Genomic DNA, 26,433 nt, shown 5'->3' with positions numbered 1-26,433 from the left:
CTCACAACGAAATGTGAGATTGGTTCATTAATACGCCAAACCCTAACAAGTCTCCCCGCTTTAACGCTTCTAAAGCTTTAATTGTGCGCAAATTTTCATACACTGCGTGTTTTGCACGTTTTATCAAAACATCAATCGGAATCATTTTTTTATATTTCTCAAATGTTCCTTCCGACACTTCACCAAGAGATTGGATGTGAAGTTCTTTTTGCAGCAAGATCAGCGCGGCTTCACATTGACTTCTTCGCTCATTATAGTTCGAGTCAGCAAGTTCACGGCGTTTATTGGTATTCATAATGATAATATTGTAATTTTCTAAAATAATAGGGGCATAAGAATACTGTAAGGTTTGACAATTTAGTAAAATCCCATGATGGGCTTTCCCCATTCCTATTGCAAATTGATCCATAATACCACTATTTACACCGATGAAGTTATTCTCAACTTTTTTACCTATTTTTACTAGATCAATGCGATCAATGACTAAATCAAATAAGCCTGCTGCTAATATACCTGTTACTAATTCAATCGAAGCCGAAGAGGAAAGGCCTGCTCCATTGGGAATATTACCATAAAATAAAATATTCATCCCCGCAGTAATCTCATACCCATCTTCGATCAGATAGCGAATCACTCCTTTCGGATAATTCGCCCACTCATGCTCTTTGGTATACTCTAATTCTTTCAACGAAAACTCAAAAACTCCTTTTTCTGGAAAGTTCATAGAGTACACACGAATGATATTGTCATTATTTTTTTGGGCAATCCCATAGGTTCCAAAAGTAATGGCACAAGGAAAAACATGACCGCCATTATAATCCGTATGCTCGCCAATTAGATTAATTCTTCCTGGCGCAAAAAAAATTCTATAATTTGTTTGATGAAATATTTTTTTAAACATTGCTTCACATCGTTGAAAATTTATCATAAGCCCCTCCCACTCCCAACACATACAAATATACCTAAAAAAATGTCTCCTCCAAACGATTGAAAAAGCCGGCGTGGCAGCCGGCATATGAGTTAGTAACGCAAAGATACTACAATACTATGGTTAATCTTGAGCATACAGTTCCATATCATCAAAAGATCCCCAGTTTCCTGCATTTGCTTGATTATCAAGGCCAATTGTTATTTGCCCATTCGTAACATTGATATCCTTAATCGTCCATTGATGCCACTTGTTCCAGCCATCATTCATAATGGCAGCTGTCATTTTGCTGCCACCATAGTCACTAGCAAACAGTTGTATCGCTTTTTCACCACCGCCGCCTTGTGTCCATACTGACAGCGTGTATTTACCATTCTTTACACCGGTAATCGTCTGCGTTGCAGTAAAAGCAAAGGGTTTATTAGCCCAGTAGTGCATTGCACTCTTATCGCGAACATCGCCAGCAGAATTTGCATTATTAACGGAACTAACATCACCTTTAATTGTCCATTGGCTCAAATCACCAGTTTCGAAGTTACCATTTTTCACAAGGTTGACCTTGTTAATAATATTGATTTTAGCAATTGCTTTTTGATCGGTGCCAAGAACGGCCCCACTGACTCTATAATTACCTACCGCATCATAAACTGGTGCTGCGTTCTCCCAAGAAACAGGAAGTTCTTTTACTGAATCATCTGTATAAACAGCACTAATTCCTTTTGGCAGCTCTGTTGGTATACCAATATTGCCAATAACAGCCGCCGGTTCTAGTTCTTTAACTGCTGCTTGTACAAATTGATTATTAGGGTCAGACACAAGGTTGAATACATCAAGAGATTCTAAGGCATTTCCTTTGAAATCAAACATTGCAAGGTTTTCCCATTCGTTACCCTCGCCTTGTTTCCAGCCAACTCCGGGTGTTGGAATCCAATCTGGCTCCCAATAAAATACACCAATACCACGTTTATTATTTACTTTGCTTACTGCTTCTATGATATTTCTAAGTCCAGTTGCCTGCCCTTGTACACTGCTTTTGTAACCGCCAAGCCCTTCTTCGTTTGGCCCATAGCAGTTCTTTTGAGAATCGAAGCCATCGTTTGTAAAGCCTAATGCTGTTTCTACGACAGCAACATCTTTATTATAACGAGCACTGACATCGTTCATATTACTTTCGAGCTGTTCCATTTTGCCATGCCAGAATGGATAGTAAGACAGTCCAATCACATCAAAATCGTTTACCTTATTTTCTAAAATTAAGGCATCAAAGAAGCTGCGATATAAACTATTATCGCCACCATTTGCTAGATGAACCATCAGCTTGACACTTTTGTCTGGATCATTATCACGAACCGCTTTCAATCCTTGACGAATCATATTGGCAAGATTTTTATAACCTTCTGGACTTGTCGTTTTACCTTCTGGCCATAACATCCCGTTGTTAAGTTCGTTACCGATTTGCACCATATCTGGTTCAATGCCTTTGGATGTAAAATCTTTCATCACTTTACTAGTATAGTCATATACATCTTTTTCAAGTTGTTTTGCATTATGATTTGTCCATGCTGCCGGTTTATTTTGTTTACCTGGATCAGCCCAGAAATCACTGTAGTGGAAGTCAATGAGTACTTTCATGCCTTTTGCTTTCGCACGTGCCGCAATTTCTAATGCTTTTACTTCATCCGTATTGCCACCGCCTACCTCAATGCCATTTACAATCGGATTATTCCAAATTCTAAGACGTACCCAGTTAATACCATGTTGTTGTAAAATATCTAAGCAGTCTTTTTCTACGCCTTGATCATAGAATTTGCCACCTTTTAATTCAATCTCCTTTAATATTGATATATCTGCCCCCTTGATAAAATCAGGACGTATGCCATCGATTGGATTTACATGAATTGCAGCTTCTGCAAACGGTGCACCAAATAGGATGGTTCCCGCCATTAATGCAGAGAATACAAAGGAAGCTAATTTATTTTTTCGCATATCTTCACCTCATTTATTTATTCAAACCTATCATTTACTATGTGATTTTCGTAAATCCGCCTGCCTTGCGCAAGAGGATTTACGAAATTTCTCAAGAATAATACTTGATAAGGAACTTGTCCAAAACGTATCTATAGGTTAGCCTGGCCGCTGTCTATAAAAATGCGTTTATCAACAAGTTTCTTTTTTTGTCCGCTTATCATTGCAAAGCCCCCTAATCTTAAAAGCTAAAACATAGCGATACATTGTATGCATCTTTATATTTATCGAACCCAGATACTGCCGAATCATACGCTTTGAGTTTGTAGTAGTTAACATCCAGATTTGTATTGGCTGCAAGCATATAGCTTATTCCAATACCCAAACCTTTTTCACCATCATTACCATATCCATTACCACCTGCAGTATTTAATATATGCCCCCAACCAGTAGAATCTACAGCATAATTCCCCAAGTGTACATAATCTAAATAAACATTATATGTATTTGCAGTATTCCATTGTTGATTCCCATAAGTTAATCTGCTCCACCAGCCATTTTTCTGGGCATTATCCGGAACATCGGCTTTATTCGTAACACCTTCCACCAATAAATTTACTTTTGAAGATAATTGACTATTAAATCCTACAGAATATTGCTCTAACGAAAATGGTGATTTCCAAGTACCATCACCATAGTTATCCCTCATCGTACTAACCGTATTATTAGCGCCACCATTTGTTTTTAACATAGCCGTAGTAAAAGTTGTCTTACTGCTAATGGGAACACTAATGTTTGCTAAAAATGCATCCATAGTATTGTCTTTCCAGTTTTCAGCCGTTAAGTCACCCCAGCCTGCAGATATAGTTGCTCTTCCAAGCTTTTCACTTACATAAATACCATCAATTGGATTATCATTCCAAATAATCCCCTGACCAAGCGTTACAGATTGGCGACCAACAGAAACTTTTGTATCTTTATTTTTCCAGTCTAAACTGAGCAAATCAAGATATGCGCTATTATGTTGGCCGCTGTCGTCATTTTTTGTCCCCCAGCCATCATTGTTATGACTTGTGTTTTCCATTTTAAGGCGTCCATTCACAGATATATTTTCCGCAATTTCACCATAAAACCCAAGTCGTACTCGTTCCTGAATACGGCTGGAGTTACCGTATTTTGAATTTTCAGTTATATTGCTGTTATAATTTGTTTGATATCGCATACGAGCGTCCCCATACCATTTAAAAGAAGACATCCTATTTTCTACGTTTGTTAGACGAACTCCCATATTCCTTAGCTCATCAGAATATTCTTTTGACAAACGATCTAGTGCTGCCTTATTTACATCATCTGCTTTGTCAACATTAGCCATCGCTTTTGCAACTAATTCTGCCATTTCATAACGACTAATCGCTTTTTCACCGCGGAAATCTGTGTCACCATAACCATCAACTAAACCAGCATGTACTAACTTTTCAACTGCCGAATAAGCCCAATGATCTTTCGGTACACTGGTAAATGGATTTGCCTGGGCCGCCAAAGCAACACTGGAAAAACTTAAAACACCTACGACTGCTGCAGAGACAAGAAACTGTTTTCTCATTTTATTTCCTCCTAAATATTTTTTTGAGCACCTGTTAGGATCGTAATATTGTTATCCTTGTTTCCAATATCACGACCCTTCCAGCCGTCTCCTATTTTGAACACCAATGGATTAGCCAAGTTTTCTAACAGCAAATACTGCCTTATTATCCTGACTGTCCATTGGTGACAAAAACTAAATTTCTACATCGTCGACACTTACCAGCCGCTTTGTTTTTGACATTTTTTTAAACCAATATGCACTTTTTTTCGGATAACGTTTTTGGCTTTCAAAGTCTACATAAAATAGACCATAGCGTTTATTATAGCCGTTCGACCACGACAAAACATCCATCAGCGACCACACATAATACCCTTTAACATTCACGCCTTCTTGAATGGCCTTCAAAATATAAGTGAAATGTTTCCTAATATATTCAATACGCGGCGTATCATCAATGTTTCCATCAACGAAATCATCTTTATATCCCATGCCATTTTCTGCGATATAAATCTTTTTGTAATTTGGATAGTCTCTTTTGATTCTAACCAGCATTTCATACATTCCTTGGGGATAGATCGGCCAGTCCCAATCCGTCGTTTCCACGTTTGGATTGCTTACCCGTGCACCAATCCCCTGCAATGCAAATACACTAGTGCCTTTTTCCCCCGTCCCGTTATGATGCATTTTACTTTCGCCGTCATAGCCCTGCAAAAAATGACTGGAATAATAATTCATTCCTAAAAAATCGATATCTTTTGACGCAGTCCGGATAATATCCATATCCCCATCATAAACAGTAAAGGTTCCATGATTCTTTTTGAGAATTTCGTGTATTGTCTCTAGCGTATCTTTGCCGTATTCCCCTTTAAAGCACGCATCAAGCATAAACGTATTGGCAATGGTATCATCTAAATAAGCCGCCCGCTTATCTTCCGCTTTATCGCTGATGGGACACTTGCCTTCCAACGTATGAACGATACCAATTTCCCCTGGCAGATTCATAGTTTTATATAAGTTGATAGTCTTAGCATGGGCAACCATCATATTGTGCATTATCTGGACAGCTTTAGGAATATCAAACTTAATACTTGGCGGAAAATTTCCAATGATATAGCCATTTTGGGCAACCGACCAAGGTTCATTGAAAGTGGCCCATTTTTTTACGCGATCGCCAAAATGTACAAAACAGATCTCAGCAAATCTAACAAAATGTGCAATTATATCTCTGTTTAGCCAATCACCTTTTTCAAAAAGCGTTAGCGGCGTATCAAAATGATGCAACGTAACAAATGGTTCTACCTCATTTTTAATACATTCATCAATGAGCCGATTGTAAAAATCGATTCCCTTACGATTTACCTCACCAGATCCATCTGGAATAATCCGGCTCCATGAGATAGAAATTCGAATACCATTAATGCCAAACTCATTTGCTAACTCAAGATCATCCTTGTATTTATGATAAAAGTCGCTTGCCTTATCACCATTGAAACAGCTGCCCGGTCTGTTCATATATTCATCCCAGCAGCACGGTCCCCTGCCGTCTTCCTTCGCTGCACCTTCTACTTGAAAAGCCGCAGTCGCACCACCAAATATAAAATCATCTGCAAATTGCTTCATTTTTATAACCGCCTTTTATCTCTATTATTTTACTGTTGGTGGATTAAATTTAACGCAAAATTCACTGCCGCTTCAGACTCTCTTGTCAATTTGACATATTCTTTCCCCGAAGTTGTGGCTGATTTTACACCTTTTGCATCGCAGTCACGCTTTAATTCATCATACATAGATGCCATTTGCGGTGCCAGCACAATCAAATCAAAATCAGTAATTTTTTCTTTATGCTGTCCATATGCCATGGCGATCGAATCCAAATTAATCCCTTTTTCCTTTGCCCCTTTAGCTATTGATTTTGCAAGCATACTACTTGTTGCGCCACTTGCACAAAGCACCAGCACGGCTAACTGTTTATCTGTATTTTTAACAACAACTGCCTGTACAACTGTTTCCTTTGTCGCAACAGTTGGAACTTGCATCATTTGAAAATTTACTTCTTCGCTTTCACCGTTATCGTCAAATTCTCTTGCTACTAGTTGCTTATCGTAAACTTTAAAGAAGGGATAATAAATTACAAAATCAATAAGTAATAATAGCGGAGCTAAAATAAATGATAATTTTGCAAAACCAGTTCCTAAAATCAAACCGATTGTCCCTGGAGTCGTCCATGGCAAAATATAAACAAAACCATTCATTCCCAAATTCTCAATAAAGAATTTAAATAACCAAACATTCACGATGGGCGCACAGATAAAAGGTACAAAGAATACTGGATTTAATACAATGGGTGCACCAAATAAAATGGGTTCATTGACGGCAAATAATACTGGAACAACAGACGTCTTTCCAACTGCTTTTAACTGTTTTGATTTTGCAATAAATGCACACATTACTGCAAACATTAACGTTGCCCCTGTACCACCTAGTGTTGCGACAAAGTAAGAAGTACCATGTGTCAATACATTCGTTACATGTTCGCCAGCTTGAAACAATTTTAAGTTTGCTTCAATGTTTGCAATATAGATTGCTGTTACTGCTGGTTCCACAATGGAAGGACCATGAATACCGATAAACCAAAACATTGCCATTGCACCATAAATGATTGCCAAACCAACGTATCCATCTGCTGCCGTAAACAACGGCTTGAATACTTCTAAAATCCATGCACTGAATACCATTCCGGCAAGATCTTTGAAAAATATGCTAACTAACCAAAAAAGTAAAACGGATACTGCTAGCGGAATTAAATCGGCAAAGGTCTGTGAAATATTATGGGGTACTTCATCTGGCATTTTGATGGTAATATTGTTTTTTACACAAAATTTATAAATATTAGGTATGATAAAAGCTACAACAAATGCAGATAATAAGCCTTTCGTTCCCATGTATTCACTAGAAAATCCACCTTTCACGGACTCAACACTTAATAAAAGAAAACAACAAATGGAAACAATCATGACAGATACCGGATTAATTTGTCTCAACTTAGGCAACAAATTATTAAAATTATCGGTTAAGCTCTTTGCAATCGTTGCTACCATAAGCACTGCTAAAATTCCCATGGAATAATTATAAGCTTTCCATAGTACCTGACTAATATCATCAGGCCAAACATAGCCGAATATATTTGGAACACATGCAACTAAGATGAACATACTTGAAAATAAAACGACTGGAATACAACTTACAAATCCATCTCTAATGGCTCTAAGATAAGGGTTATTTGAAACTTTTTCAAACATCGGTTTCATTGTTTCAATCAAATGAATTAATTTTTCCATACAAAATCCCTCCCACCCTATTTTATAAAGTTAAACTAATTTATTTTTTTGTATAAATTAATAAAGTTTTTGACCAAATCTCGCAGCAGCATCACTGTCATTAAATGATCCTGCGCATGTATTGTTAAAAAGTTTACTTTTATGCTTTCACCGGCTGCTTCCATTTGAAGTATTTGGGTCTGCGTATTGTGCGCTTCTGTGATTAGTTCATTGCCTTCTTGAATGAGTTTATCTGCTTTAGCATACTCTGCATCATTTGCTGCCGCTAAAGCTCCCATATATTTTGATCTTGCATCTCCTGCATATGCGATAATTTCAACAGTGATCATTTCAATCTCTTCATTCGTCATCTTAATCTTCCTCCTAAATTTAATTAGTCGCGATATTCCCTTTCTTCTAATTTTTCAATCAATTTAACTGATAAATAGAATATCACATAAATATTGCTTATCCTTTTAAATAATGGGTTCTTTGTGAATCTTTTAAAACTTATCGGAATGATTATGCTGAACCGCCAATTCTCTATTTTATATTGACATAGGGAATAACGGTTACTTGCTTTGCAAATTCATCTACTTGTATGGGATCAATCTGACCTACGCCTTTATGCAGTGCATTGGAAATTCCGCAACCGTTTGCAAATTTCAACATATCAATGATATTGTAATCTTCATGTAGTGCATATGCCAAACCTGCAACTAAAGAATCACCGCACCCAACTGTATTAACAACTTCTACTGCTGGAACGTGTATTATAAATCTTCCTAAGCTGCCATTTAACATCATACCTCGTTTGCCCAACGATACGCAGGCATTTTCAGCTCCCATTTCCAGAGCTTTTGAGGAGGCCAAAAACACATCTTCATCCGTTTTAACTGAAATGCCTGTAATATATTCCAGTTCATCCTCGTTTGGTTTTATTAAAAACGGTTTGTCTTTGATGGCTAATCGCAAGTTTTCCCCAGAAGAATCCAAAATAAATTTAATATTCTTTTCAATACATATCTTTGCAATTTTGCCATAATAATCTTTTGGCAGCCCCTGTGCCAAGCTGCCTGAAGCAACTAGAATTTTCGTATCCCCTAGTACATTGTGCAATTCCTCCTCAAACTGCTCCATTTCCTCTGGCATAATTTCTGGCCCGCTTTCAAGCACCTCAGTAGATGCTCCATTGCGATCTGTAAAATTCATACAAATTCTAGTTGTTCCATGAATTGGAGTGAAGCAATCAATTACCCCCTCTGCTTTCATTTCTTTTTTGAGAAATTCTCCAGTAAAGCCCCCTATAAACCCTAGGCAGCAGACCGTTCCGCCAAGACAATTAGCAACTCTGGAAACGTTAAGCCCTTTCCCTCCTGCAGTAGCAATAAAACTTTTGGCACGCTGAACTTTTCCGATTACGAAATCATCCAATACGTAGGAACGATCAATCGATGGATTCATTGTAAGTACTGTAATCATAGTTAACCTCGCTGAACACTCTTGCACATTTTTACTTTTTCTTCTACAACTTCTGCCATCGCTTCTTTCGCAGGAATTAAATATTTTCTGGGATCAGAAGCATCCGGATGTTTAGTAAAATAATCTTTTATTGCTGCAGAGAATGGAATTTTCAATTCCGTAGCAATATTCACTTTACAAATACCTAAACGAATCGCTTCTTGTACTGCCTCGAATGGAACCCCAGAAGCTCCATGCAATACCAATGGAATATCAATAACCTGATGAATTTTAGCCAAACGGTCAAAATCTAGTTTTGGCTCTTTTTTATATAGTCCATGAGCTGTCCCAATTGCTACGGCTAATGTATCGATCCCTGTCCGTTCTACAAATTCTACGGCTTCATCAGGATTCGTTAAAAAAGCATCTTTTTCGTCAACATTTATGTTATCTTCTTGTCCGCCAAGTTTACCAAGCTCTGCTTCTACTGTAGCCCCACAGGCATGTGCAAATTCAACGACATCTTTTACAATTGCAATATTTTTGTCAAGCGGATATTTTGATGCATCAATCATAGCAGAACGGCACCCCTCAGCAATGATTGCTTTGATATCTCCTACATTTTCAAAGTGATCAAGATGAAAAGCAAACGGGATTGTTAATTTTCCCATTGCTTGCCGCATAATTGCAATGAGGTATTCTTTGTTGGCATAATCTACTGTAGAGGGAGTTGCCGCTAAAATAACCGGAGATTTTAATTTTTCACATGTTTCTAAGACAGTTTGAATTGTCTCAAGGTTATGAATATTAAATGCCGGAACAGCATAACCGCTCTTTTGTGCATCTAAAATCAATTCTTTGGTATTTTTTAAATTCATATTTTTTCAGCTTCCTTTTATAAATTAATCGTTGTAAAAGCCCTCATCCCATTTTTTCTGGAATTCATCAAATATCGCATCATTTTCTATCGTGTCATTCTCACCGATCAAGCCATCGATTTTCTTAATTAATGCTTGATTCTCAGCGGTCGGATTATATTTTGCAGCGATAAAAGCATCCACTATATATTCAATTGTTCCTTCGCCGACAACCCTACCGCCCACACCAATAACATTTGCATTAAGCTCCTCTTTCGCATACACAGCAGTCTGCACATCTCTGACTAACGCACAACGTACACCCTTGACCTTTTCTGCTGCTATATTAATTCCTACACCAGTACCACAGATGCAGATCCCAATATCTACTTCACCTTTAGCAACCATTACACCAACTTTTCGACCAAAAATCGGATAATGTGTACGAACAAAATCATAGGTTCCACAATCAATAACGTCATGCCCTTTTCCATTTAAATATTTTACGGTTTTATCTTTAATATCTGTAACAATATGATCACAACCAACTGCTATTTTCATTTTTTATCCCCCATCCTTTTATACCATTTTATTCAACATATCAATACGAACTTGATGTCTGCCACCATCATATTCAGATTCAGCAAAGTTCAAAGCCAATTGACAAGCAAACGGTTCTGCTGAAATCGCTGAACCTAACGTAATGATTTGCGTAGCATTATGCATTCTCGTCATTTTTGAAGTATAATCATCATAAACAGGTGCACAAATAATTCCATGATTTTTAGTGGAAATCATAAATGGTGCAACACCATATTCATCAATCACAATCCCTTTATCTGCTGTTTTATTTTTGATTGCTTCAACAATATTCATTGTAGCTTCAAAAATATCAGAAGATGATTGATCCATCATTTCATAATGACGCTCTGCTAAAAATGCTTTGACTTTTTCTTTTAATACTTTGCCTTTTTTATTGGCAGCAATCGCTATTTTCATCATTAAGACCTCGCTTATATACTTTTTATTTAAATCATAATGGCTAATTTTTATTTATTAACCTTATCTTTATTATAGTGCCTTTAAACTTCTTTTTGTTTCCAGCTTTCTGGAACAGTTTTCATTTGTTCTTTAGAGTAAATCTGCTTGATTTGAAAAAATCTAATTTTTATTGACAGAGTACTTATTTATTCTTAAAATGAAGAGTAGATTTGTATTTTATGTTACCTTTCTCCATTGGACAGGGGGTATTTTATTTATGTTGATCAAAATAAATCATTCCTTCTACGACAAACTTACTACTACAGAAAAGCAAGTTATTACCTTTATTAACGCCAACACCGATAAAATAGCCAATATGTCCATCAGGGCTGTTGCTGAGCAAACTTTCTCCTCTCCAGCAACCGTATCTAGAACCATCAAAAAATGTGGGATTGACGGTTTTGCTGAATTACGATACTTACTATCAAAAAAAAATTCTGAATCAGAAAATTCGATTCAGGTAAATGAAATTTTAAAAAAGTCATTAATGGAAGTAACCAACACGATTGAACACATATCCATTGATCAAATTTTAAAATCGATCGAGCTGATCAAAAAAGCCCCTCGTATTTATATTTTATCTAGAGGCTTAACAATATTAGTCGCACAGGAATTCTCATTAAAATTGCAATTATTAGGATATAATATTTTTCAAATTTCTGATGCAGCCATTATGAAGAAAGTTTCCGCAGATATAAAATCCGATGAACTGATGATTATTTTTTCAATATCCGGAACAACGGAGGAGCTGGTTGTTTCAGCAGAAAATGCCAAGTCCCTCGGTGCCAAATTGATTACTTGTACTTGCGCAGAGAATTCCCCCCTAGTCAAAATGGCAAACATTCCTCTTTGGGGCTATAAACATAAACATACGTCTATCACAACAGTAGATGTAACCTCTCGTTTTCCTCTATATGTATTATCAAGAATTATTATCGACTATTTAACGATTAAAAAATAAATATAAAAATACACGAAATAACTAACTTCGTAGTTATTTCGTGTATTTTTATATAATCTAATTGAAATGAATTTATGAATCTAGACTGGGTTCTCTAAGAAATTGAGTCCCTCTCTTTATTCGACTACTTCTGAAAAATAAATAACACTTACAATATCATTCGGTGATATAGATTTACAATATAATGCTTCAAAAAATTTAATTAATTCTTCTGTGGTCGTAATACTAGGATTTTGATGTATTAAATCATCAGCAGTTAATTGAGAAAATTTCTTTATTAATATTTTATCAATAATCGCCTGATACATTTTTCTTCTTGGACTTAATTTTTTACCAAAGGTAATCCAAACTAAGGAATTCTCTGCATAAACATCCCTTAAATCCCCTAGTCTAACAGTACAGTTCTTAACCCGATTCTGCAGTAATTCCTCATGGTGTGATGACTGAAAATTTAATGCAAACATATTTTTCCTCCTTATTATAAAAAAACTTAGCTAATGATTTCTCTTAAATAAGACTGAACCATTTTTTTAAAAATGGCACTAAAAAACTTACGTCTTTAGCGCCATTGCTTGGTTGATAAAATCGCATTGTCATCTTTGCAATTTGTTTCTTATAGTATATCATCCCTGCTCTACATCGTCCATCTCTATAAATCACAACATTTGACTGAAACTTTACAAAAACAACAGGATTCTTTGCTTACTATTGTTTTTTACAACATTCTATAGTAGTATTGTGTTGCTATATAGATTGATTGCTGGATCAAACTATCTATTAACTTTACCAATAAGGAGTAACTCTATGAATGTAAAAGAAGAAATTTTTGACTGGCTCTACAGCCTTGTCATTGCCTTTACTTGCGCATTGCTCATTAATGCCTTTTTATTCCACCCGACTAGAGTACAAGGCAGCTCTATGGAACCTACCTTGCAGAGCAATAACTATTTGCTAGTTTCTAAAATACCCCATACCTTGGGTCAATTGCCTGAATACGGCGATATTGTTATTATCGACAGCCGTGTGCAGCGAGAGCGCACCTGGAAAGACGATTTAATTGATCCCATGCATACATATTTAACAATGACCAAACTGATCACGGAACCTGATCATCATGTATGGGTAAAAAGAGTCATTGGCAAACCAGGCGATTCATTAGAATTCAAAGACCACAAAGTCTACCGTAATGGAATCGCCTTAGATGAGCCATATACAAAAGAACCTATGAGCTATACATCAGAAAATAAGATCATCGTCCCTGAAAACCATATATTTGTCATGGGAGATAATCGTAACAACAGCAGTGATAGCCGCTATATTGGTTCTGTGCCCAAAAATCAAGTACTTGGAAAAGTTGTTTATAAATTATAAAACTTATAAAAAGATCTCTCCTATATGACTGCAATGTCCATTTTAGGAGAGATCTTTCTTCTATTGTATCATTAGCCAATATAGCCTAATACGCGTGAAATACGCATTGTACTCTCCAGCAGCTTACTGACTACTTCTTTCACAATGAAATCCAGAGAGAATCGAGTGGCGATTCCCGAAACACTAATTGCCGCAACTACTTTTCCTGATTTATCGTAAATGGGAGCTCCAATACATCTGCCTTCCATTTCGCTTTCCTGCTGATCTAAGGCATAACCTAGCTTGCGAACCACTTCCATCTCTTTGAGATAATCAAGAGGTTTTATTAGTGTATATTCTGTTCTTTTTTCCATGCCTTCCGCTTCTAAAATCTCTAATATCGCAGCATCTTTGTGATTGATTAACAGCGCTTTGCCAAGAGCTGTACAATGGACAGAATTGGTCGTACCCAGTTTGGCAACTAAACGAGAAGAATAGGGACTTTCTACCGTATCCACATATAGAACTCTTTTTCCCTGCAAAATGGCTAAGTGAACTGTTTCTTTTGTGAGTGCATTCAAGGATTCCAAAGCAGTCTTTGCTAAATTTTTAATTTCAAAATCCTTTTCAGCCCATTGGCTCATCATCAAAAGCTGATATCCAAGCCGGTAATTTCCATTAGCGTCGCAAAAAGCATAATTTCTACTTTCTAGATTATTTAACAAACGGTATACAGTTGATTTGGGCAATCCCGTTTCTTCTGTAATTTTCTTAATACTCATGGGTACTTGACTATTTCCAATCGTTTCTAATATGTCAAATGCCCTATGCAATGATTGAACTTCTATTTTGCCAGCCATGTCAATACCCCTTCCTATCATGCAACAGCAATAATGATTGTACTATTATATCATTTTTTTATAGAACATGGCGAATATAATACATAACACTATAGCACGATTAATGAATCTACTTACCTTTTCTTGGCAGCCATGATTGCAAAAGGAACATGACAATAGGAAGAATCTAATGCATAAAAGAGATTTCTAAACCATAATTATCGTATGAAAGCAGCAAGACTTGCTCGATCAGGCAGTCCATCATTATCACCAGGAGACATCACTGCCAAAGCGCCTATTGCAGTTCCACGCCTTACAGCCTCGTGTAGGGACAAACCTTCCAAAATCCCGCTTACTAATCCAACAGCAAAGCCATCTCCTGCCCCCACGGTATCTACCACTTTTGTTACAGAGAAGCCCGGCGTATAAAATTTCTTCCCCTCTGAGCTGGTATAAGCACCTTCTGCACCTAATTTAATCACAACAGTCTTTACACCCGCAGCATGATAGACATTCGCAATTTCCTGTACATCATCTTTTCCAGTAAGTAATTTGCCTTCTGAAATACCAGGAATCACAATATCGGCTAGACATGCCAAATCGTTAACGACTTGTGCCATTTCTTTCTTATCTGGCCAAAGGCCAGGCCGTAAATTTGGATCATAAGATATGGATAGGCCTTTTTCTCGTGCTTGCCTAATCAGCTCATACACCAACTGTCGGCATCCACTGGATAACGCTGGCGGAATACCCGTTAAATGAATATGATCAAATCCATCCCAATTAAATTTCGCAATAGTACTTACATCCATATGAGAGGCTGCCGAATTTGTACGCAGAGAAAAAACGTGAGGGTCACCGCTGATAACTTTTTGTTTCCATTGCATGCCGGTAAAGTACTGAGCATCGTATGTTATATAAGATGTATCAATTCCATTTTTCTGTAAAAATTCTTCTATCTGTTTGCCAAAAGGATCGTCACCTAGCTTAGTAATATAAGTCACTGCATGCTTCAAACGCACCATACCAATGGAAAAATTCACTTCTGCCCCTGCAACAAAACGGGAAAAATGTTCTACATCTTTTAAATCCCCTTCCTGGTCTGCTACAAAAAGCGCCATCGGCTCACCAATTGTAAGAATCTTACTCATGTTCTGCCTCCTAATATCTAATGAGAAGAGGCATGCCGCGCATTCCTCTCCTCTGAGTCACAATTTATGCCCCTACAGATTGCTCTTTTCCCTTCATATAATTGCTCCACCAGGCAGTAAGTACAGGCACCAATATGGAGGTCACAATGACAGACGTAGCAACTAATGCCGTAGCGGCTTGTGCAACAGCTTTAAACTCCGGCAGCATCTCGCCGATTATAAGAGGATTGGTGACGGCTGCCCCTGCTGTACTCGATGCTGCCAATCCTGCAGTGCCATTTCCGCCGCCGATACATTTATCCGCCAGCATTAATGGAATGCCTGTGACTATAATCACAGAAATCCCCAGCATAATCCCTAAAAAGCCAGTCTTTCCAATAACATTCAAATCGATCGTGTTACCTAATGCAAATGCAAAAAATGGAATCATAACATTCGATGCTTTACCAAAGTATTCTCGCAGTTCACTATCTAAATTTCCTAAGGCAAAGCCAATTATAAAAGGAAGCACAGCCCCAACAAACAACCGAGGCTCAAAGGTTGCTAAACCAGAGGTCCCCATAATCAGCATTGTCACCAAAGGACCTGATTCAATGGACATTAGTACAAAGGCCCCTGCTTCCTCTTTACTGCCATATTGCTGCATAATCGAGGCATACAGTCCTCCATTCGTCATATCCATTGCAGCAATTAAAGCAAGTGTGGATAACCCTGCAAAAAAACCAGTTTGTATCCCATCCCCTGGCAATATTCTAGCAGCTATAAAAGCAACTACCCAGGCAACAGCAATTTTAGTTATTACTAAGGTACCTGACTTGCGCAGCACTGTGCCTGTAGCTCTAATATCAATACCAGCACCCATGCAAAAAAACCATACAGCCAAAATCGGTACCGTACCTGTGATTAAACCATTGGTAAAGGAACCAAAATACTTACCTGATTCAGGGAAAAACGTATGACAAATAGCTCCTATAAATAAGGGAACCAACATCAGTCCACCAGGAATTTTATCAATAGATTGCTTGATTTTCATAATATACCTTCCTTTTTCATAATATTTAAAATTGCATACCTACATGAAATATTTAATAATCTATGAAGATTCGGAATTCAATGGCAATCAGCAGCCCAGTACCTTATCTGCGTTTAAATGATAGATAATTTAGCGAGGATTTTTCGATCTGCAAGACAGAGAAGCCCGCAGATCGAGAATCGTTAAGGCAATGACAAGGAAGCATGACGGAAAAGACTGCTAAAGCAGCAAAGCTTTTAATTTGATAAGATACTAACAAATAGCTGCTTAATCAATCATTTTAGGTAATTAACGAGCTAACCATCCTCCATCAACAGCTACTGTGTAGCCATTGACATAATCAGAAGCAGGCGCAGCCAAGAAAACGACTGGACCAGCCAAATCTTCAGGCAATCCCCAGCGTCCAGCAGGAATACGCCCTACAATTTCAGCATTACGCTGTGCATCTGCACGAATTGGAGCAGTGTTGGCAGTAGCCATATAACCAGGTGCAATTGCATTCGCATTAATGTTGTACTTAGCCCATTCATTCGCCATCAGACGAGTAATACCCATTACGCCACTTTTACTGCCGGTATAAGAAGGTACTCGGATACCCCCTTGGAAAGACAGCATAGAAGCGATATTAATAATTTTACCGCCATACCCTTGTTTAATAAATTGTTTTGCTGCAGCTTGGCTAAAAAAGAATACTGTTTTAAGGTTAAGATCCATAACATCATCCCAATCCTTTTCTGTAAAGTCAATCGCATCCGCACGTCGAATCGTACCTGCACAATTTACCAAGATATCGATCTTACCCAGAGCTGCAACCACTTTTTCAATTACAGGAGCAATAACTTCAATGCTCATCAAGTTTGCTTCCACAGCTAAAAACCTTCTGCCAGCCCCCTCTATTAACCTTTGGGTCTGGGTATTATCACCTAAACCTACGCTTACAATATCTGCTCCTGCATTAGCTAAAGCAAGAGCCATTCCTTGCCCCAGTCCCATTGCCGCACCAGTTACAATCGCCACTTTCCCCGTTAAATCAAACATCGTATTCATGCTTAAGCCTCCATTCGTTCTTTTTAATTACTATCTTGGTGAGTACATTACACCATCAAAAAACAATGATAATTTTGCAGCCCTTTTAATACTTTAAATAGACGCACTATACTGCATCATTTCAATGTTTTCATATCAACATGATCCATGTCATCAAAGGTTTGATTTTCTCCTGCCATACCCCAAATAAATGTATAACAGTGTGTACCTACACCAGAATGAATCGACCAGCTTGGAGAAAGAATAGCCTCTTCATTTTTAATCACTACATGCCTAGTCTCAGTTGGCTCACCCATATAATGAAAAACAATAGCATCTTCCGGAAGATTAAAATAAAAATATACTTCCATACGACGATCGTGTGTATGACAAGGCATTGAATTCCACATATTACCTGGTTCAAGAACAGTCATTCCCATTACCACTTGGCAGCTTTTAACTCCTTCTGGATGAATATATTTATATATATTGCGCTCATTTGACTGATTTATAGACCCCAGATGATTTGGAGTAATTTTGCTTTTTTCAATTTTTACGGTTGGATACGTCTTATGAGCCGGTGCACTATTAAAATAAAATTTAGCTGGCTGCTTTGCATCTGCGCTAGTGAAGCTAACTTCTTTGGAACCCATACCAATGTATAAGCCATCCGTGGTATTAAGTTCATATTTCACGCCATCAACTATAACAGAACCGGTGTTGCCAATGTTTATGATCCCGATTTCCCGCCGTTCAAGGAAATAATCAACACCCATACCGGCCCCTGCCTGAAGTGCTACAGGCTCAACTGGATACACACCACCAGTTATCATCCGATCAATGTGACTGTAAGCCATCCTTACTTCATTTTTCATAAATAACTCTTGAATTAAGAATCGGTTTCGCAGCTCCTCTGTCGTATAATGCTTTGCATCCTCTGGATGAACATTATGCCTGACATCCATAAAAATACCTCCCTTTTTCACTATATGGATTTATTTTTCATTTTACACAAATCATATTCGTGCAACAGATTTAAATTCCTTCTTTTTTCTCATAAATATTATTTTTATTCCACTATGTGGTTTTTGTATCTCGATCTTTGTTCTTATATACAAAAAAAAGACCCTCGTAACCAACTTGTGGTTATCGAGGGTCTTCATAACTATGCCATTAGCCAGAGAGCTTATCCGCTGATTTCTTCCTCATCATCTTCGTCTGCTATAATGTATTCAAAGGTGTCCAGAATATTGGAATGATGTTCTTCTAATGCATCGCTCATCAGTCTTAGCACTGCTCCAGTCTGCTCTTCTGGCAGCCCCATAGCAATAATAACATCCGCTATACGATCTTCGAGAATTTCGATGTCGTCCGTGAACAACACTGGAATCTCATCTGTTAATTCAGGATCTTTTTCTTCACAACCGCACATAATACACACTCCTTTTTTCTATCCATCTTTTAGAACTAAGTAACGTACACTTTTCTAACAAACCTGATAATAGATTGTCCACTATCATAGTACCACGGATTCTTAGTACTGTCTTGTAAACATTACGTAAATTTTGTAGAAACAGAAGATATTTTTTAAGCTTCTCCTAGTGGTAAAGAACGATGAGCCAATCCTACTGCGACTTCATTAAGGTTCAATACACCTACACCAAAATAAATTGCTACGCAGATGTGCTCTCCATAGCGGGCAATTCCGATTTTTCCGCCCACATTCAGTCCAGCAGCTTTCGGCGTAATCTGTTCCAGTGCGGCGTGGGTCGCACCAGCTACCGCACCTTCACCTATATGATTTGCGCTCACCAGCTTCTGGCGCTGGGCTGATACCACTGCACGTTCAATAATTTTCTTGACCGATAGTAAATATTCGCCGCCAAAATCAACAGCAACAGAAGAAATACCACGAGCACTTAGGCGCTGACGAGTTTCTTGTTCGTCTTGTCGATCCTCACTAATTGCCATAGCCATCGCCGCTCTTCCCACATCAATACTCGTAATTTCCACTTTAAGCAACCGCCTTCTTTTCAACAACTTTAATTTTTTCCTTATCAACCGCAGCTACGACAAAGAACGTAATCAAGCAAACCAGCCATTCCATGTAAATGGGATGTGCAAAAATCTGAACTGCCGGGAACATCTGCCAAACGAACAATGTAATCATGCCTGTTAGCGTAGTATAAAATGCTGAATTACGACGGCAAAGACTCGGTGCAAACATGGTAAATAAAAACACCAATGTAAAAGCAGTCGTCAGGCTTAGCCCAATCAGCATTGTCTTAACAATACCTACTGCATTAAAGGCAAACCATAACGTAAGAATCCCCAACCCCAAAATGGAATAGCGATTCACAATCGTATATTTTTTATCGCTCACACTAGGATTGATAAAACGTTTGTAAATATCCTGAGAAAATAACGTTCCTGCTGCAAGTAAAATATGACAAGCAGTAGCAACATCTGCTGCCCAAAGTGCCGCCAGCGTCAAACCAGACACGATAGGATCCAGTCCCATAATCATCTGGGGAAGAGCCAATGTTGCGTTCATACCTGGATGGGCTACTCTAGCAGCCATCCCCATAATAGCGCAAGAGAAGCCAACAGGGAACATCAAAAGAGCTCCCCACAAGAATCCTCTTTTCGCCGCCTTGCCATCAACGGCTGAGCAAGCAACCTGTACGGGTCCCTGAGCAGTGATCGTCTGCGTCATCATGACGGCAAACCAGCCAATAATAGTAGCCAGCCCCAAGCCTCCAAGGGGGCTGAACCAGTCAATATTCGAAGGCAAAGCAGCAGCTATACTGCTTAAACCTCCTTGATTGGAAACAGTCGTCACCGTACTAATCAATACACCAATATAAATCAGCGTTACACTTAAAATATTCGACAAGCCTGACGACCACAATCCACCGATTAGAGTCGTTCCAATAAAGACTATGGCACTGGTTATCATGCCACCTTGAAAAGAAAATATACCAGGCAGAAGAGAAGACAAAATCGCTCCACCAGCAATGTATTGCAACGAGGTGATTACCAGTTGAATCGTTATCATCCCCAAAACACTAATTGCTCGCCCTTTTTTATCATAATAGCGTTCAAATAATTCCGGAATCGTAGTACAATCCATTTCTCTGTATTTTTCAGCTGCTACCATTGCCATCAATACGGCTCCTGCAGCCCAAGCGACATTATACCATCCAGCAGCAATACCAAACTGATATGCATTCTCTGCAACACCAATTGTCGAAGCAGCGCCAATCGCTGTACCCGCAATATTGGTCGCAACCAATAAAGTAGTAAGTTTACGGCCTGCAAATAAAAAACCCGTACTGCTGTCGGTCCTTCGCTTTACATAAAAACTAATTCCGAACAACACAAAAATGTAACTAATAATAATAACCAATTGAATATTCATCTTTTCCATCCTACCTTCCTACTATTCATGTACAGAATTCGGCAAAAAACAAAAAAGCACCCCAACTAGGAGTGCGCACTGTTTCATTCACCATTCTGCCATCCTACAAAATCATACAACTATTCATACTACTATTCTACATAATAATTATATAGGTAATAGTGACTCTGTGTCAAATATAGATGAAGCATCTGATCTGGTTAACCGTCGCAGTAATGCTAATCAAATGTTTAATAGCTCATTCACCACGCAGCTATTGCACTGTCGGCACGACCTTCCGTCCCTCCAGCAAACGTGCCATTTTCCTGTCTTATGATAACTTGCCCCCGCCCAAAGCTGCCAGTTTCAAGAGACAAATTAACAATATGGCCTTTTTGCATTAATGCTTCAGCCATATACATTGGAAAACCCGGCTCTAACTCAATGCTTTTTCCTTCCTTCCACTGCCAGCGGGGTGCGTCCAAAGCAGCTTGGGGATTTAAATTATAGTCAATCATATTTACCAGCAGCTGAACATGTCCTTGGGGCTGCATAAAGGCTCCCATGACACCAAAAGGACCTAGTGCTTTGTTATCTTTTGTAAGGAAACCTGGAATAATGGTATGGTATGGTTTTTTGCCAGCTTCTAGCCGATTCATATGGAAAGGATCTAATGAAAAGTTTTTGCCGCGATTATGCAGGCTTATCCCGGTTCCTGGCACAACAAGGCCAGAGCCAAAGCCCATATAATTACTTTGGATATACGAAACCATATTGCCTTCCTTATCCGCTGTCGCTAAATATACTGTTCCTCCAGAATCAGGTCTGCCTGCTTCCGGCAGTATGGCAGCATCTCCAATCAATTTTCTTCGTTCCAGACTGTAACTCTCTGAAAGTAAATCAGAAACCCTTACGGTCATATTCTTAGGATCGGCAATATATTTTTGTCCATCCGCAAATGCAATTTTTATGGCTTCGATTTGTTTATGATAAGCATCTATAGGATTTTGCTCTTTAAGCTGTAAACCATTTAATATATTTAATGCCATAAGAGCAACCAATCCATGACCATTAGGCGGTATTTCCCATACCTCATAATCTCGATAGGCAACTTTAATTGGCTGAACCCATTCAGCTTTATACGCAGCCAAATCATCAGCCTGCAAGTATCCGCCAAAGCTTTGAGAGAACTGACATATTTTTTCTGCTAAAGGGCCACGATAAAAAGACTCTCCTTTTGTATCACCAATTTCCTGCAAGGTAGCAGCATGATCTAATAATTGGACAATCTCGCCAGCATGAGGAGCTCTGCCTAAAGGAGCAAAAGTAAAAAACCATGAAGCAAATTCTTTTCCTTTTAGAACTTTCGAATAGTTCTTAAATGCAAGTGCCCAATTGTTACTGACAATAGGAGAGACAGGATATCCTGCTTGCGCATGAAAAATCGCAGGCTTTAGCACTTCACTTAGAGGAAGTCTGCCAAAACGCGCTGACAACTCAGCCCATGCAGCTGGTACTCCCGGAACTGTCACTGGCGTAAAACCATATGAAGGCATCTCTTTAAAACCTTGTCTTCGCACTGCCTTAAGAGAGATGCTTTGAGGTGATGGACCGCTTGAATTTAATCCATATAAATTTCCTTTCACCCAAACCAAGGAAAAAGCATCACCACCAATGCCATTAGAACTAGGCTCCACTACTGTTAAACAGGCTGCAGCTGCAATTGCCGCATCAATGGCATTTCCGCCTGCTTTGAGAATATCCAATCCTGATTGCGCAGCCAAATACTGTGAAGTAGCAACCATTCCATTTTTTGCAAAAACTACCGTGCGCTTTGAAGGAAAAGGGTAAGAAAGAGCATCCAAATTCATATGTTCATCCTCCTAATATTACAGTGTCCCCTTGAAGAACACTTTAATTATAGCCATATGCAAGCAACAGATGAGTATAACGATATTCCAATGATCTCCATATTTTATTCATTCTACTTTAATAAGCCTCTTCCTTCTTCCAGAGTTCCCCAGCTTCGCGCTTCTTCGTCTTTTCTTTCATGATTGTATTTTGATAATAAATATTGTATTATTGCACATAAGTATGACTAAACTTACCAGTAAATTGCCTACAACAGAAAGAAGGATTACTATATGAAATCATTTACAACCTATAAAGTTACGAAAGAGCATGAGGGCTTGACCCTTGAAGAATATTTAAAAACTATTTTGCAGTATTCCGGAAGAAAAATTCAAAAATTAACAAGACAAAAGGGAATTTTTTTAAATGGAAAAAAAGTTTTTCTCCAAAGAAAGATAAAATCCCAAGATGTTTTGCGTGTCCTCATCGCGCAGGACATGAATTACGGAGTTGAACCAGAAGATGGAAGGGTTGAGATCCTATATGAAGATGAGTATATGCTAGTCGTTAATAAGCCGGCCTATCAGCTTGTTCATCCTACTGGGCAAACTACAAAAGGTACATTAGCCAATTATTTGGCCCACCATCTGCAGCAGCAAGGAATAATTACTACCATCCGCCCAATACACCGATTAGATAGGGAAACTTCTGGATGTGTAATTTTCGCAAAAGACGATCGCAGCCAATTTATCTTAGAACAACAGTTAAAAGACAGAACGCTAAAACGCGTTTACTGGGCTTTGGTAAAGGGAATTATTCACCCCTCTTCCGCTACCATTGACGTTCCTATTGGTTTTCATCCTACCATGGCAAATCGCCGTGCAGTAAGAGAAAAAGGAGATCCGGCAATTACACGTTATCGTACTCTCCAGAACTTTTCAGAAACATCATTAATAGAGCTACAGTTGGATACAGGAAGAACCCACCAAATTCGAGTGCATCTTGCTCATATTGGTTACCCTCTTATAGGAGACGGCATGTATGGCATACGCACTTCCTGGTTATCCAGACAAGCCTTGCATGCATCTTCTGTAAGCTTTAACCATTTAAAAAGTCAGCAACCAATTACAGTACAAGCTCCTCTTCCCCCCGACCTGATCCGGGCCATCGACTTTTGCTGCAGCGAAAAAAAATCCTAAGCCATTAAAATAAAAAACCTCGCCAAAATGCGAGGTTTTTTATTTTAATCGTTTTTTCTTATTTATTTAAGTGGTACGGAATGGTTGTCACGCTTACATTTTCTTTTATAACCAGCATGGCGTGTAGTAACCAGCCTGTTTGATTATGCAATAGCCTGTGCCACCATTTCCTTGTTTCAAATTCAGGGATGACAACTGTAATATAGTCCTGAGGGTTTTTTCTCTTTTTTAAGGCCTCTACATAGTCCAGCAGCGGCTGAATGGTCAGACGGTACGGAGATTGAATGATCTCTAGATCCATCCCCGGATTCCATTGCTCCCACTTCATTTGCACTTTTGCTGCACTTTCTTCATCTTTGGCTATATGCAATACAATGATGTCCTTACTCAAGGTTTTTGCAAATTTTAAGGATTCATATACTACTCGTGTAGGGGAGGAAATGGGTACGATTACATAGTTGCGCACTACTTGGTTATCGTCATATTGCAGGTTTTCTTCCAATGGAAGATGCAATTGCTCTGCCATATCATCATAATGAGAGCGGATCTTTTTAAATATAAACACCATCACTGGAATGAATACTAATACGGCCCAGGCACCATGGGAAAACTTGGTTAGGGTAATGATGATAACAACCAACCCGGTAGCAACGGCGCCTATGCCATTTACAACAGCTCGAATCAGCCAGCCGCTTCCCTTTTCTCTCTTCCAGTGAACAACCATACTGCACTGAGCAATGGTAAAAGAGATAAATACACCAATCGCATATAAAGCAATTAAGTGGTCTAGATGCCCTCCAAAGACCACGATTAGTGCTGCAGCAGAAACAGTAATGACGATAATCCCATTGGAGAACGTCAGACGCTCGCCACGAGAACTGAGATACCTTGGAAGATATCCATCTCTTGCCACTATTGACAATAATACAGGTAAGCCATTATAGGCTGTGTTAGCCGCCAAGTATAAGACAATCATCGTTGTTACTTGAATGTAATAGTAAATAAAGGATCTGCCGAAAACATGCTCGGCAAGCTGGGATAATGCTGTTACTTCTAGAATGGGTATCACATGAAAATGCATCATCATAAAGGTTACTCCACTCAGCATCACTACCAAGATACCTGCCATCCAATAAGTCGTAATAATTGCATTTTTGGCTTCCGGCTTTCGAAATAGGGGTACACTATCAGCAATTGCTTCTACACCTGTCATGGAACTGCACCCATTGGCAAAAGCTCTTAGTACGATATACAGCATTGCCATATTAAGAGGCTGCTTTTCTAAGGAGGCAGCAGGCAGTAAGGCTCCATCCTGAGTAACCGCTTGATAAATTCCGGTTACAATCAGCGCGATCATCCCCAGCAAGAAAGCATAGGTAGGATATACAAACATGTTGGAGGATTCTCGCATACCACGCAAGTTCACCAACATTAATATAAAGAATAAAATTCCTAAATCAATTCCCACTTCTCTGCCGGCTAAGCTGGGAAATGCCGATACAATTGCTGCGGTTCCTGCCGCCACACTTACTGCTGCTGTTAGAACATAATCAGCAAAAACCGCACCAGCAGCTACTAGCGCAGGAAGCTCACCAATATTCTTTTTAGCAACAGCATAGGCGCCTCCTCCTCCAGGATTTGCTCGGGATACTTGCACATACGATAACGCCACAATAAGTAATAGAATCGATACCGCTACAATGATCGGAGATAAATAGCCATAAGCGACAATCCCTTGAGCTGCCACTAATACGAGCAAGGCTTGTTCGGGACCATATGCTACCGATGATAAAGCATCTGAGGAAAATATGGAAAGAGCTTTCCACTTCGGCAGCCTCTCATGCATCATTTCCTTATTATGAAGGGGCTTGCCAATTAGAAGGCGGCGAGCAATGTTGATCAACTTTAATCTAGACCTCCTTAAGATCCTTTTTGTTATTTACGCCACTAAATATAGTATTACGTCCGTCCCTTCTTTTCAAACTTCACTTGCATCAAAACGTAACGCCAGATGCAGGTCTACAGAATTTATTATACGCTTTTTGTAAGGTTATATATCCTATTATTTTTCAAGAAAGGTTAATTTTTCATCGTTTTTAATAAATATTAAGAAAAATATTATGCATTCTTTTAAATATAGCCGTTTCCATCACAAAGAACATCAAAAGGCAGCTAACTTATACTTCGTACCCAAACAGCATTATGCTTTTGTGGCTGCTTTTTATAAATTCTAAAACAGTAAAAAAGCCCCGCATAGTTGCGAAGCTTCTAATGTACGTGGTGCCGAGGACCGGAATCGAACCGGTACGGAGATTTCTCTCCGACGGATTTTAAGTCCGTTGCGTCTGCCAGTTCCGCCACCCCGGCATATTCATCATATGCCAAACTGTTAAAGGCAGTGTAGTAAACTATTTTTGGAGGCGACACCTAGATTTGAACTAGGGAATAAAGGTTTTGCAAACCTCTGCC

24 protein-coding genes and 1 tRNA gene are annotated in these 26,433 nt (G+C 38.7%); 3 read left to right on the top strand and 22 right to left on the bottom strand.

The genetic code is table 11. The annotated features are described in order from the left end of the window. Position 1: 1 nt before the first annotated feature. From BMZ99_RS17135 to BMZ99_RS17090, 10 genes are all read right to left on the bottom strand, one after another. A complete protein-coding gene (locus tag BMZ99_RS17135) occupies positions 2-928 on the bottom strand; it encodes a galactokinase (RefSeq protein ID WP_245755027.1) in 927 nt (308 codons plus the stop codon). Between the two features lie 123 nt (positions 929-1,051). Beyond that, positions 1,052-2,914, bottom strand: a complete 1,863-nt coding sequence (locus BMZ99_RS17130; RefSeq protein ID WP_090940036.1) for a glycosyl hydrolase 53 family protein — start codon at positions 2,912-2,914, stop codon at positions 1,052-1,054. Between the two features lie 220 nt (positions 2,915-3,134). Further along, positions 3,135-4,496: an S-layer homology domain-containing protein gene (locus BMZ99_RS17125; protein ID WP_090940033.1), complete on the bottom strand. Its 1,362-nt coding sequence runs from the start codon at positions 4,494-4,496 to the stop codon at positions 3,135-3,137. Between the two features lie 174 nt (positions 4,497-4,670). Further along, complete coding sequence (gene lacG, locus BMZ99_RS17120) at positions 4,671-6,098, bottom strand: 6-phospho-beta-galactosidase (RefSeq protein WP_090940029.1); 1,428 nt, start codon at positions 6,096-6,098, stop codon at positions 4,671-4,673. Positions 6,099-6,127: 29 nt separating this feature from the next. After that, a complete protein-coding gene (locus tag BMZ99_RS17115; RefSeq protein WP_090940025.1) occupies positions 6,128-7,816 on the bottom strand; it encodes a PTS lactose transporter subunit IIBC in 1,689 nt (562 codons plus the stop codon). 35 nt (positions 7,817-7,851) lie between these two features. Beyond that, positions 7,852-8,166: a PTS lactose/cellobiose transporter subunit IIA gene (locus BMZ99_RS17110; RefSeq protein ID WP_090940022.1), complete on the bottom strand. Its 315-nt coding sequence runs from the start codon at positions 8,164-8,166 to the stop codon at positions 7,852-7,854. Between the two features lie 172 nt (positions 8,167-8,338). Then, complete coding sequence (locus tag BMZ99_RS17105; RefSeq protein ID WP_090940019.1) at positions 8,339-9,277, bottom strand: 1-phosphofructokinase family hexose kinase; 939 nt, start codon at positions 9,275-9,277, stop codon at positions 8,339-8,341. Positions 9,278-9,279: 2 nt separating this feature from the next. Then, positions 9,280-10,134, bottom strand: a complete 855-nt coding sequence (gatY, locus tag BMZ99_RS17100; RefSeq protein WP_090940016.1) for a tagatose-bisphosphate aldolase subunit GatY — start codon at positions 10,132-10,134, stop codon at positions 9,280-9,282. Between the two features lie 24 nt (positions 10,135-10,158). Further along, positions 10,159-10,674: a galactose-6-phosphate isomerase subunit LacB gene (gene lacB / locus BMZ99_RS17095; RefSeq protein ID WP_090940013.1), complete on the bottom strand. Its 516-nt coding sequence runs from the start codon at positions 10,672-10,674 to the stop codon at positions 10,159-10,161. A gap of 18 nt (positions 10,675-10,692) precedes the next feature. Further along, entirely contained in the window at positions 10,693-11,115 is a 423-nt protein-coding gene (locus tag BMZ99_RS17090) for an RpiB/LacA/LacB family sugar-phosphate isomerase (protein WP_245755026.1), read from the bottom strand. Between the two features lie 256 nt (positions 11,116-11,371). On the opposite strand from BMZ99_RS17090, the gene BMZ99_RS17085 reads away from it, so the two are divergent. Beyond that, positions 11,372-12,115 carry a MurR/RpiR family transcriptional regulator gene (locus BMZ99_RS17085; RefSeq protein WP_090940007.1) on the top strand — a complete coding sequence of 248 codons (744 nt, stop codon included), beginning with the start codon at positions 11,372-11,374 and terminating at the stop codon, positions 12,113-12,115. A gap of 116 nt (positions 12,116-12,231) precedes the next feature. Here the strand turns inward: BMZ99_RS17085 and BMZ99_RS17080 are convergent, their stop codons facing one another. Next, complete coding sequence (locus tag BMZ99_RS17080; RefSeq protein ID WP_090940003.1) at positions 12,232-12,579, bottom strand: ASCH domain-containing protein; 348 nt, start codon at positions 12,577-12,579, stop codon at positions 12,232-12,234. A 340-nt stretch (positions 12,580-12,919) separates the two neighbouring features. Here BMZ99_RS17080 and lepB point away from each other — a divergent pair, with 340 nt between their 5' ends. Next, positions 12,920-13,486, top strand: a complete 567-nt coding sequence (gene lepB, locus BMZ99_RS17075; RefSeq protein WP_090940000.1) for a signal peptidase I — start codon at positions 12,920-12,922, stop codon at positions 13,484-13,486. 71 nt (positions 13,487-13,557) lie between these two features. On the opposite strand, the gene BMZ99_RS17070 is transcribed toward lepB, so the two are convergent. The 9 genes from BMZ99_RS17070 to BMZ99_RS17030 all read right to left on the bottom strand — a co-directional run bounded on the left by BMZ99_RS17070 (position 13,558) and on the right by BMZ99_RS17030 (position 22,785). Next, entirely contained in the window at positions 13,558-14,325 is a 768-nt protein-coding gene (locus tag BMZ99_RS17070) for an IclR family transcriptional regulator (protein WP_090939996.1), read from the bottom strand. Between the two features lie 197 nt (positions 14,326-14,522). Next, the gene (locus tag BMZ99_RS17065) at positions 14,523-15,455 is read right to left on the bottom strand and encodes a sugar kinase (protein WP_090939994.1); all 933 of its coding nucleotides are present in this window, start codon (positions 15,453-15,455) and stop codon (positions 14,523-14,525) included. Positions 15,456-15,519: 64 nt separating this feature from the next. Then, complete coding sequence (gene kdgT, locus BMZ99_RS17060; protein WP_090939991.1) at positions 15,520-16,488, bottom strand: 2-keto-3-deoxygluconate transporter; 969 nt, start codon at positions 16,486-16,488, stop codon at positions 15,520-15,522. 288 nt (positions 16,489-16,776) lie between these two features. Beyond that, on the bottom strand, positions 16,777-17,535 hold the full coding sequence (gene kduD / locus BMZ99_RS17055) for a 2-dehydro-3-deoxy-D-gluconate 5-dehydrogenase KduD (RefSeq protein WP_090939985.1): 759 nt from the start codon (positions 17,533-17,535) through the stop codon (positions 16,777-16,779). 116 nt (positions 17,536-17,651) lie between these two features. After that, positions 17,652-18,479 (bottom strand): 5-dehydro-4-deoxy-D-glucuronate isomerase, encoded by an 828-nt coding sequence (gene kduI, locus BMZ99_RS17050; RefSeq protein ID WP_090939982.1) that lies wholly within the window; start codon positions 18,477-18,479, stop codon positions 17,652-17,654. 221 nt (positions 18,480-18,700) lie between these two features. Next, complete coding sequence (locus tag BMZ99_RS17045; protein WP_090939979.1) at positions 18,701-18,946, bottom strand: hypothetical protein; 246 nt, start codon at positions 18,944-18,946, stop codon at positions 18,701-18,703. Positions 18,947-19,101: 155 nt separating this feature from the next. After that, positions 19,102-19,527, bottom strand: a complete 426-nt coding sequence (locus BMZ99_RS17040; protein ID WP_090939975.1) for a HutP family protein — start codon at positions 19,525-19,527, stop codon at positions 19,102-19,104. A gap of 1 nt (position 19,528) precedes the next feature. Then, positions 19,529-20,935, bottom strand: coding sequence for a sodium:solute symporter family protein (locus tag BMZ99_RS17035; RefSeq protein WP_090940086.1), 1,407 nt, complete (start codon positions 20,933-20,935; stop codon positions 19,529-19,531). 242 nt (positions 20,936-21,177) lie between these two features. Then, positions 21,178-22,785: a gamma-glutamyltransferase family protein gene (locus tag BMZ99_RS17030; RefSeq protein ID WP_090939972.1), complete on the bottom strand. Its 1,608-nt coding sequence runs from the start codon at positions 22,783-22,785 to the stop codon at positions 21,178-21,180. Positions 22,786-23,058: 273 nt separating this feature from the next. Here BMZ99_RS17030 and BMZ99_RS17025 point away from each other — a divergent pair, with 273 nt between their 5' ends. Then, a complete protein-coding gene (locus BMZ99_RS17025; RefSeq protein ID WP_090939970.1) occupies positions 23,059-23,964 on the top strand; it encodes an RluA family pseudouridine synthase in 906 nt (301 codons plus the stop codon). 58 nt (positions 23,965-24,022) lie between these two features. Here the strand turns inward: BMZ99_RS17025 and BMZ99_RS17020 are convergent, their stop codons facing one another. Together BMZ99_RS17020 and BMZ99_RS17015 are read right to left on the bottom strand one after the other, a co-directional pair. Further along, positions 24,023-25,867, bottom strand: coding sequence for an APC family permease (locus tag BMZ99_RS17020; RefSeq protein WP_090939967.1), 1,845 nt, complete (start codon positions 25,865-25,867; stop codon positions 24,023-24,025). A gap of 375 nt (positions 25,868-26,242) precedes the next feature. Further along, positions 26,243-26,331: transfer RNA gene (locus BMZ99_RS17015), tRNA-Leu, on the bottom strand. Positions 26,332-26,433 lie beyond the last annotated feature (102 nt).

It is taken from the genome of Pelosinus propionicus DSM 13327 (assembly GCF_900114615.1).
GTDB classification, from domain to species: domain Bacteria; phylum Bacillota; class Negativicutes; order DSM-13327; family DSM-13327; genus Pelosinus; species Pelosinus propionicus.
Note: the sequence above shows the minus strand (reverse complement) of the source record. Positions and strands in the feature narration are given on the sequence as shown.

Excerpts from the sequence above, each read along its gene's own strand:
- BMZ99_RS17135 (WP_245755027.1), bottom strand. The coding sequence starts at position 928 with ATGATAAATTTTCAACGATGTGAAGCAATGTTTAAAAAAATATTTCAT.
- BMZ99_RS17130 (WP_090940036.1), bottom strand. The coding sequence starts at position 2,914 with ATGCGAAAAAATAAATTAGCTTCCTTTGTATTCTCTGCATTAATGGCG.
- BMZ99_RS17125 (WP_090940033.1), bottom strand. The coding sequence starts at position 4,496 with ATGAGAAAACAGTTTCTTGTCTCTGCAGCAGTCGTAGGTGTTTTAAGT.
- lacG (WP_090940029.1), bottom strand. The coding sequence starts at position 6,098 with ATGAAGCAATTTGCAGATGATTTTATATTTGGTGGTGCGACTGCGGCT.
- BMZ99_RS17115 (WP_090940025.1), bottom strand. The coding sequence starts at position 7,816 with ATGGAAAAATTAATTCATTTGATTGAAACAATGAAACCGATGTTTGAA.
- BMZ99_RS17110 (WP_090940022.1), bottom strand. The coding sequence starts at position 8,166 with ATGACGAATGAAGAGATTGAAATGATCACTGTTGAAATTATCGCATAT.
- BMZ99_RS17105 (WP_090940019.1), bottom strand. The coding sequence starts at position 9,277 with ATGATTACAGTACTTACAATGAATCCATCGATTGATCGTTCCTACGTA.
- gatY (WP_090940016.1), bottom strand. The coding sequence starts at position 10,134 with ATGAATTTAAAAAATACCAAAGAATTGATTTTAGATGCACAAAAGAGC.
- lacB (WP_090940013.1), bottom strand. The coding sequence starts at position 10,674 with ATGAAAATAGCAGTTGGTTGTGATCATATTGTTACAGATATTAAAGAT.
- BMZ99_RS17090 (WP_245755026.1), bottom strand. The coding sequence starts at position 11,115 with ATGATGAAAATAGCGATTGCTGCCAATAAAAAAGGCAAAGTATTAAAA.
- BMZ99_RS17085 (WP_090940007.1), top strand. The coding sequence starts at position 11,372 with ATGTTGATCAAAATAAATCATTCCTTCTACGACAAACTTACTACTACA.
- BMZ99_RS17080 (WP_090940003.1), bottom strand. The coding sequence starts at position 12,579 with ATGTTTGCATTAAATTTTCAGTCATCACACCATGAGGAATTACTGCAG.
- lepB (WP_090940000.1), top strand. The coding sequence starts at position 12,920 with ATGAATGTAAAAGAAGAAATTTTTGACTGGCTCTACAGCCTTGTCATT.
- BMZ99_RS17070 (WP_090939996.1), bottom strand. The coding sequence starts at position 14,325 with ATGGCTGGCAAAATAGAAGTTCAATCATTGCATAGGGCATTTGACATA.
- BMZ99_RS17065 (WP_090939994.1), bottom strand. The coding sequence starts at position 15,455 with ATGAGTAAGATTCTTACAATTGGTGAGCCGATGGCGCTTTTTGTAGCA.
- kdgT (WP_090939991.1), bottom strand. The coding sequence starts at position 16,488 with ATGAAAATCAAGCAATCTATTGATAAAATTCCTGGTGGACTGATGTTG.
- kduD (WP_090939985.1), bottom strand. The coding sequence starts at position 17,535 with ATGAATACGATGTTTGATTTAACGGGGAAAGTGGCGATTGTAACTGGT.
- kduI (WP_090939982.1), bottom strand. The coding sequence starts at position 18,479 with ATGGATGTCAGGCATAATGTTCATCCAGAGGATGCAAAGCATTATACG.
- BMZ99_RS17045 (WP_090939979.1), bottom strand. The coding sequence starts at position 18,946 with ATGTGCGGTTGTGAAGAAAAAGATCCTGAATTAACAGATGAGATTCCA.
- BMZ99_RS17035 (WP_090940086.1), bottom strand. The coding sequence starts at position 20,935 with ATGAATATTCAATTGGTTATTATTATTAGTTACATTTTTGTGTTGTTC.
- BMZ99_RS17030 (WP_090939972.1), bottom strand. The coding sequence starts at position 22,785 with ATGAATTTGGATGCTCTTTCTTACCCTTTTCCTTCAAAGCGCACGGTA.
- BMZ99_RS17025 (WP_090939970.1), top strand. The coding sequence starts at position 23,059 with ATGAAATCATTTACAACCTATAAAGTTACGAAAGAGCATGAGGGCTTG.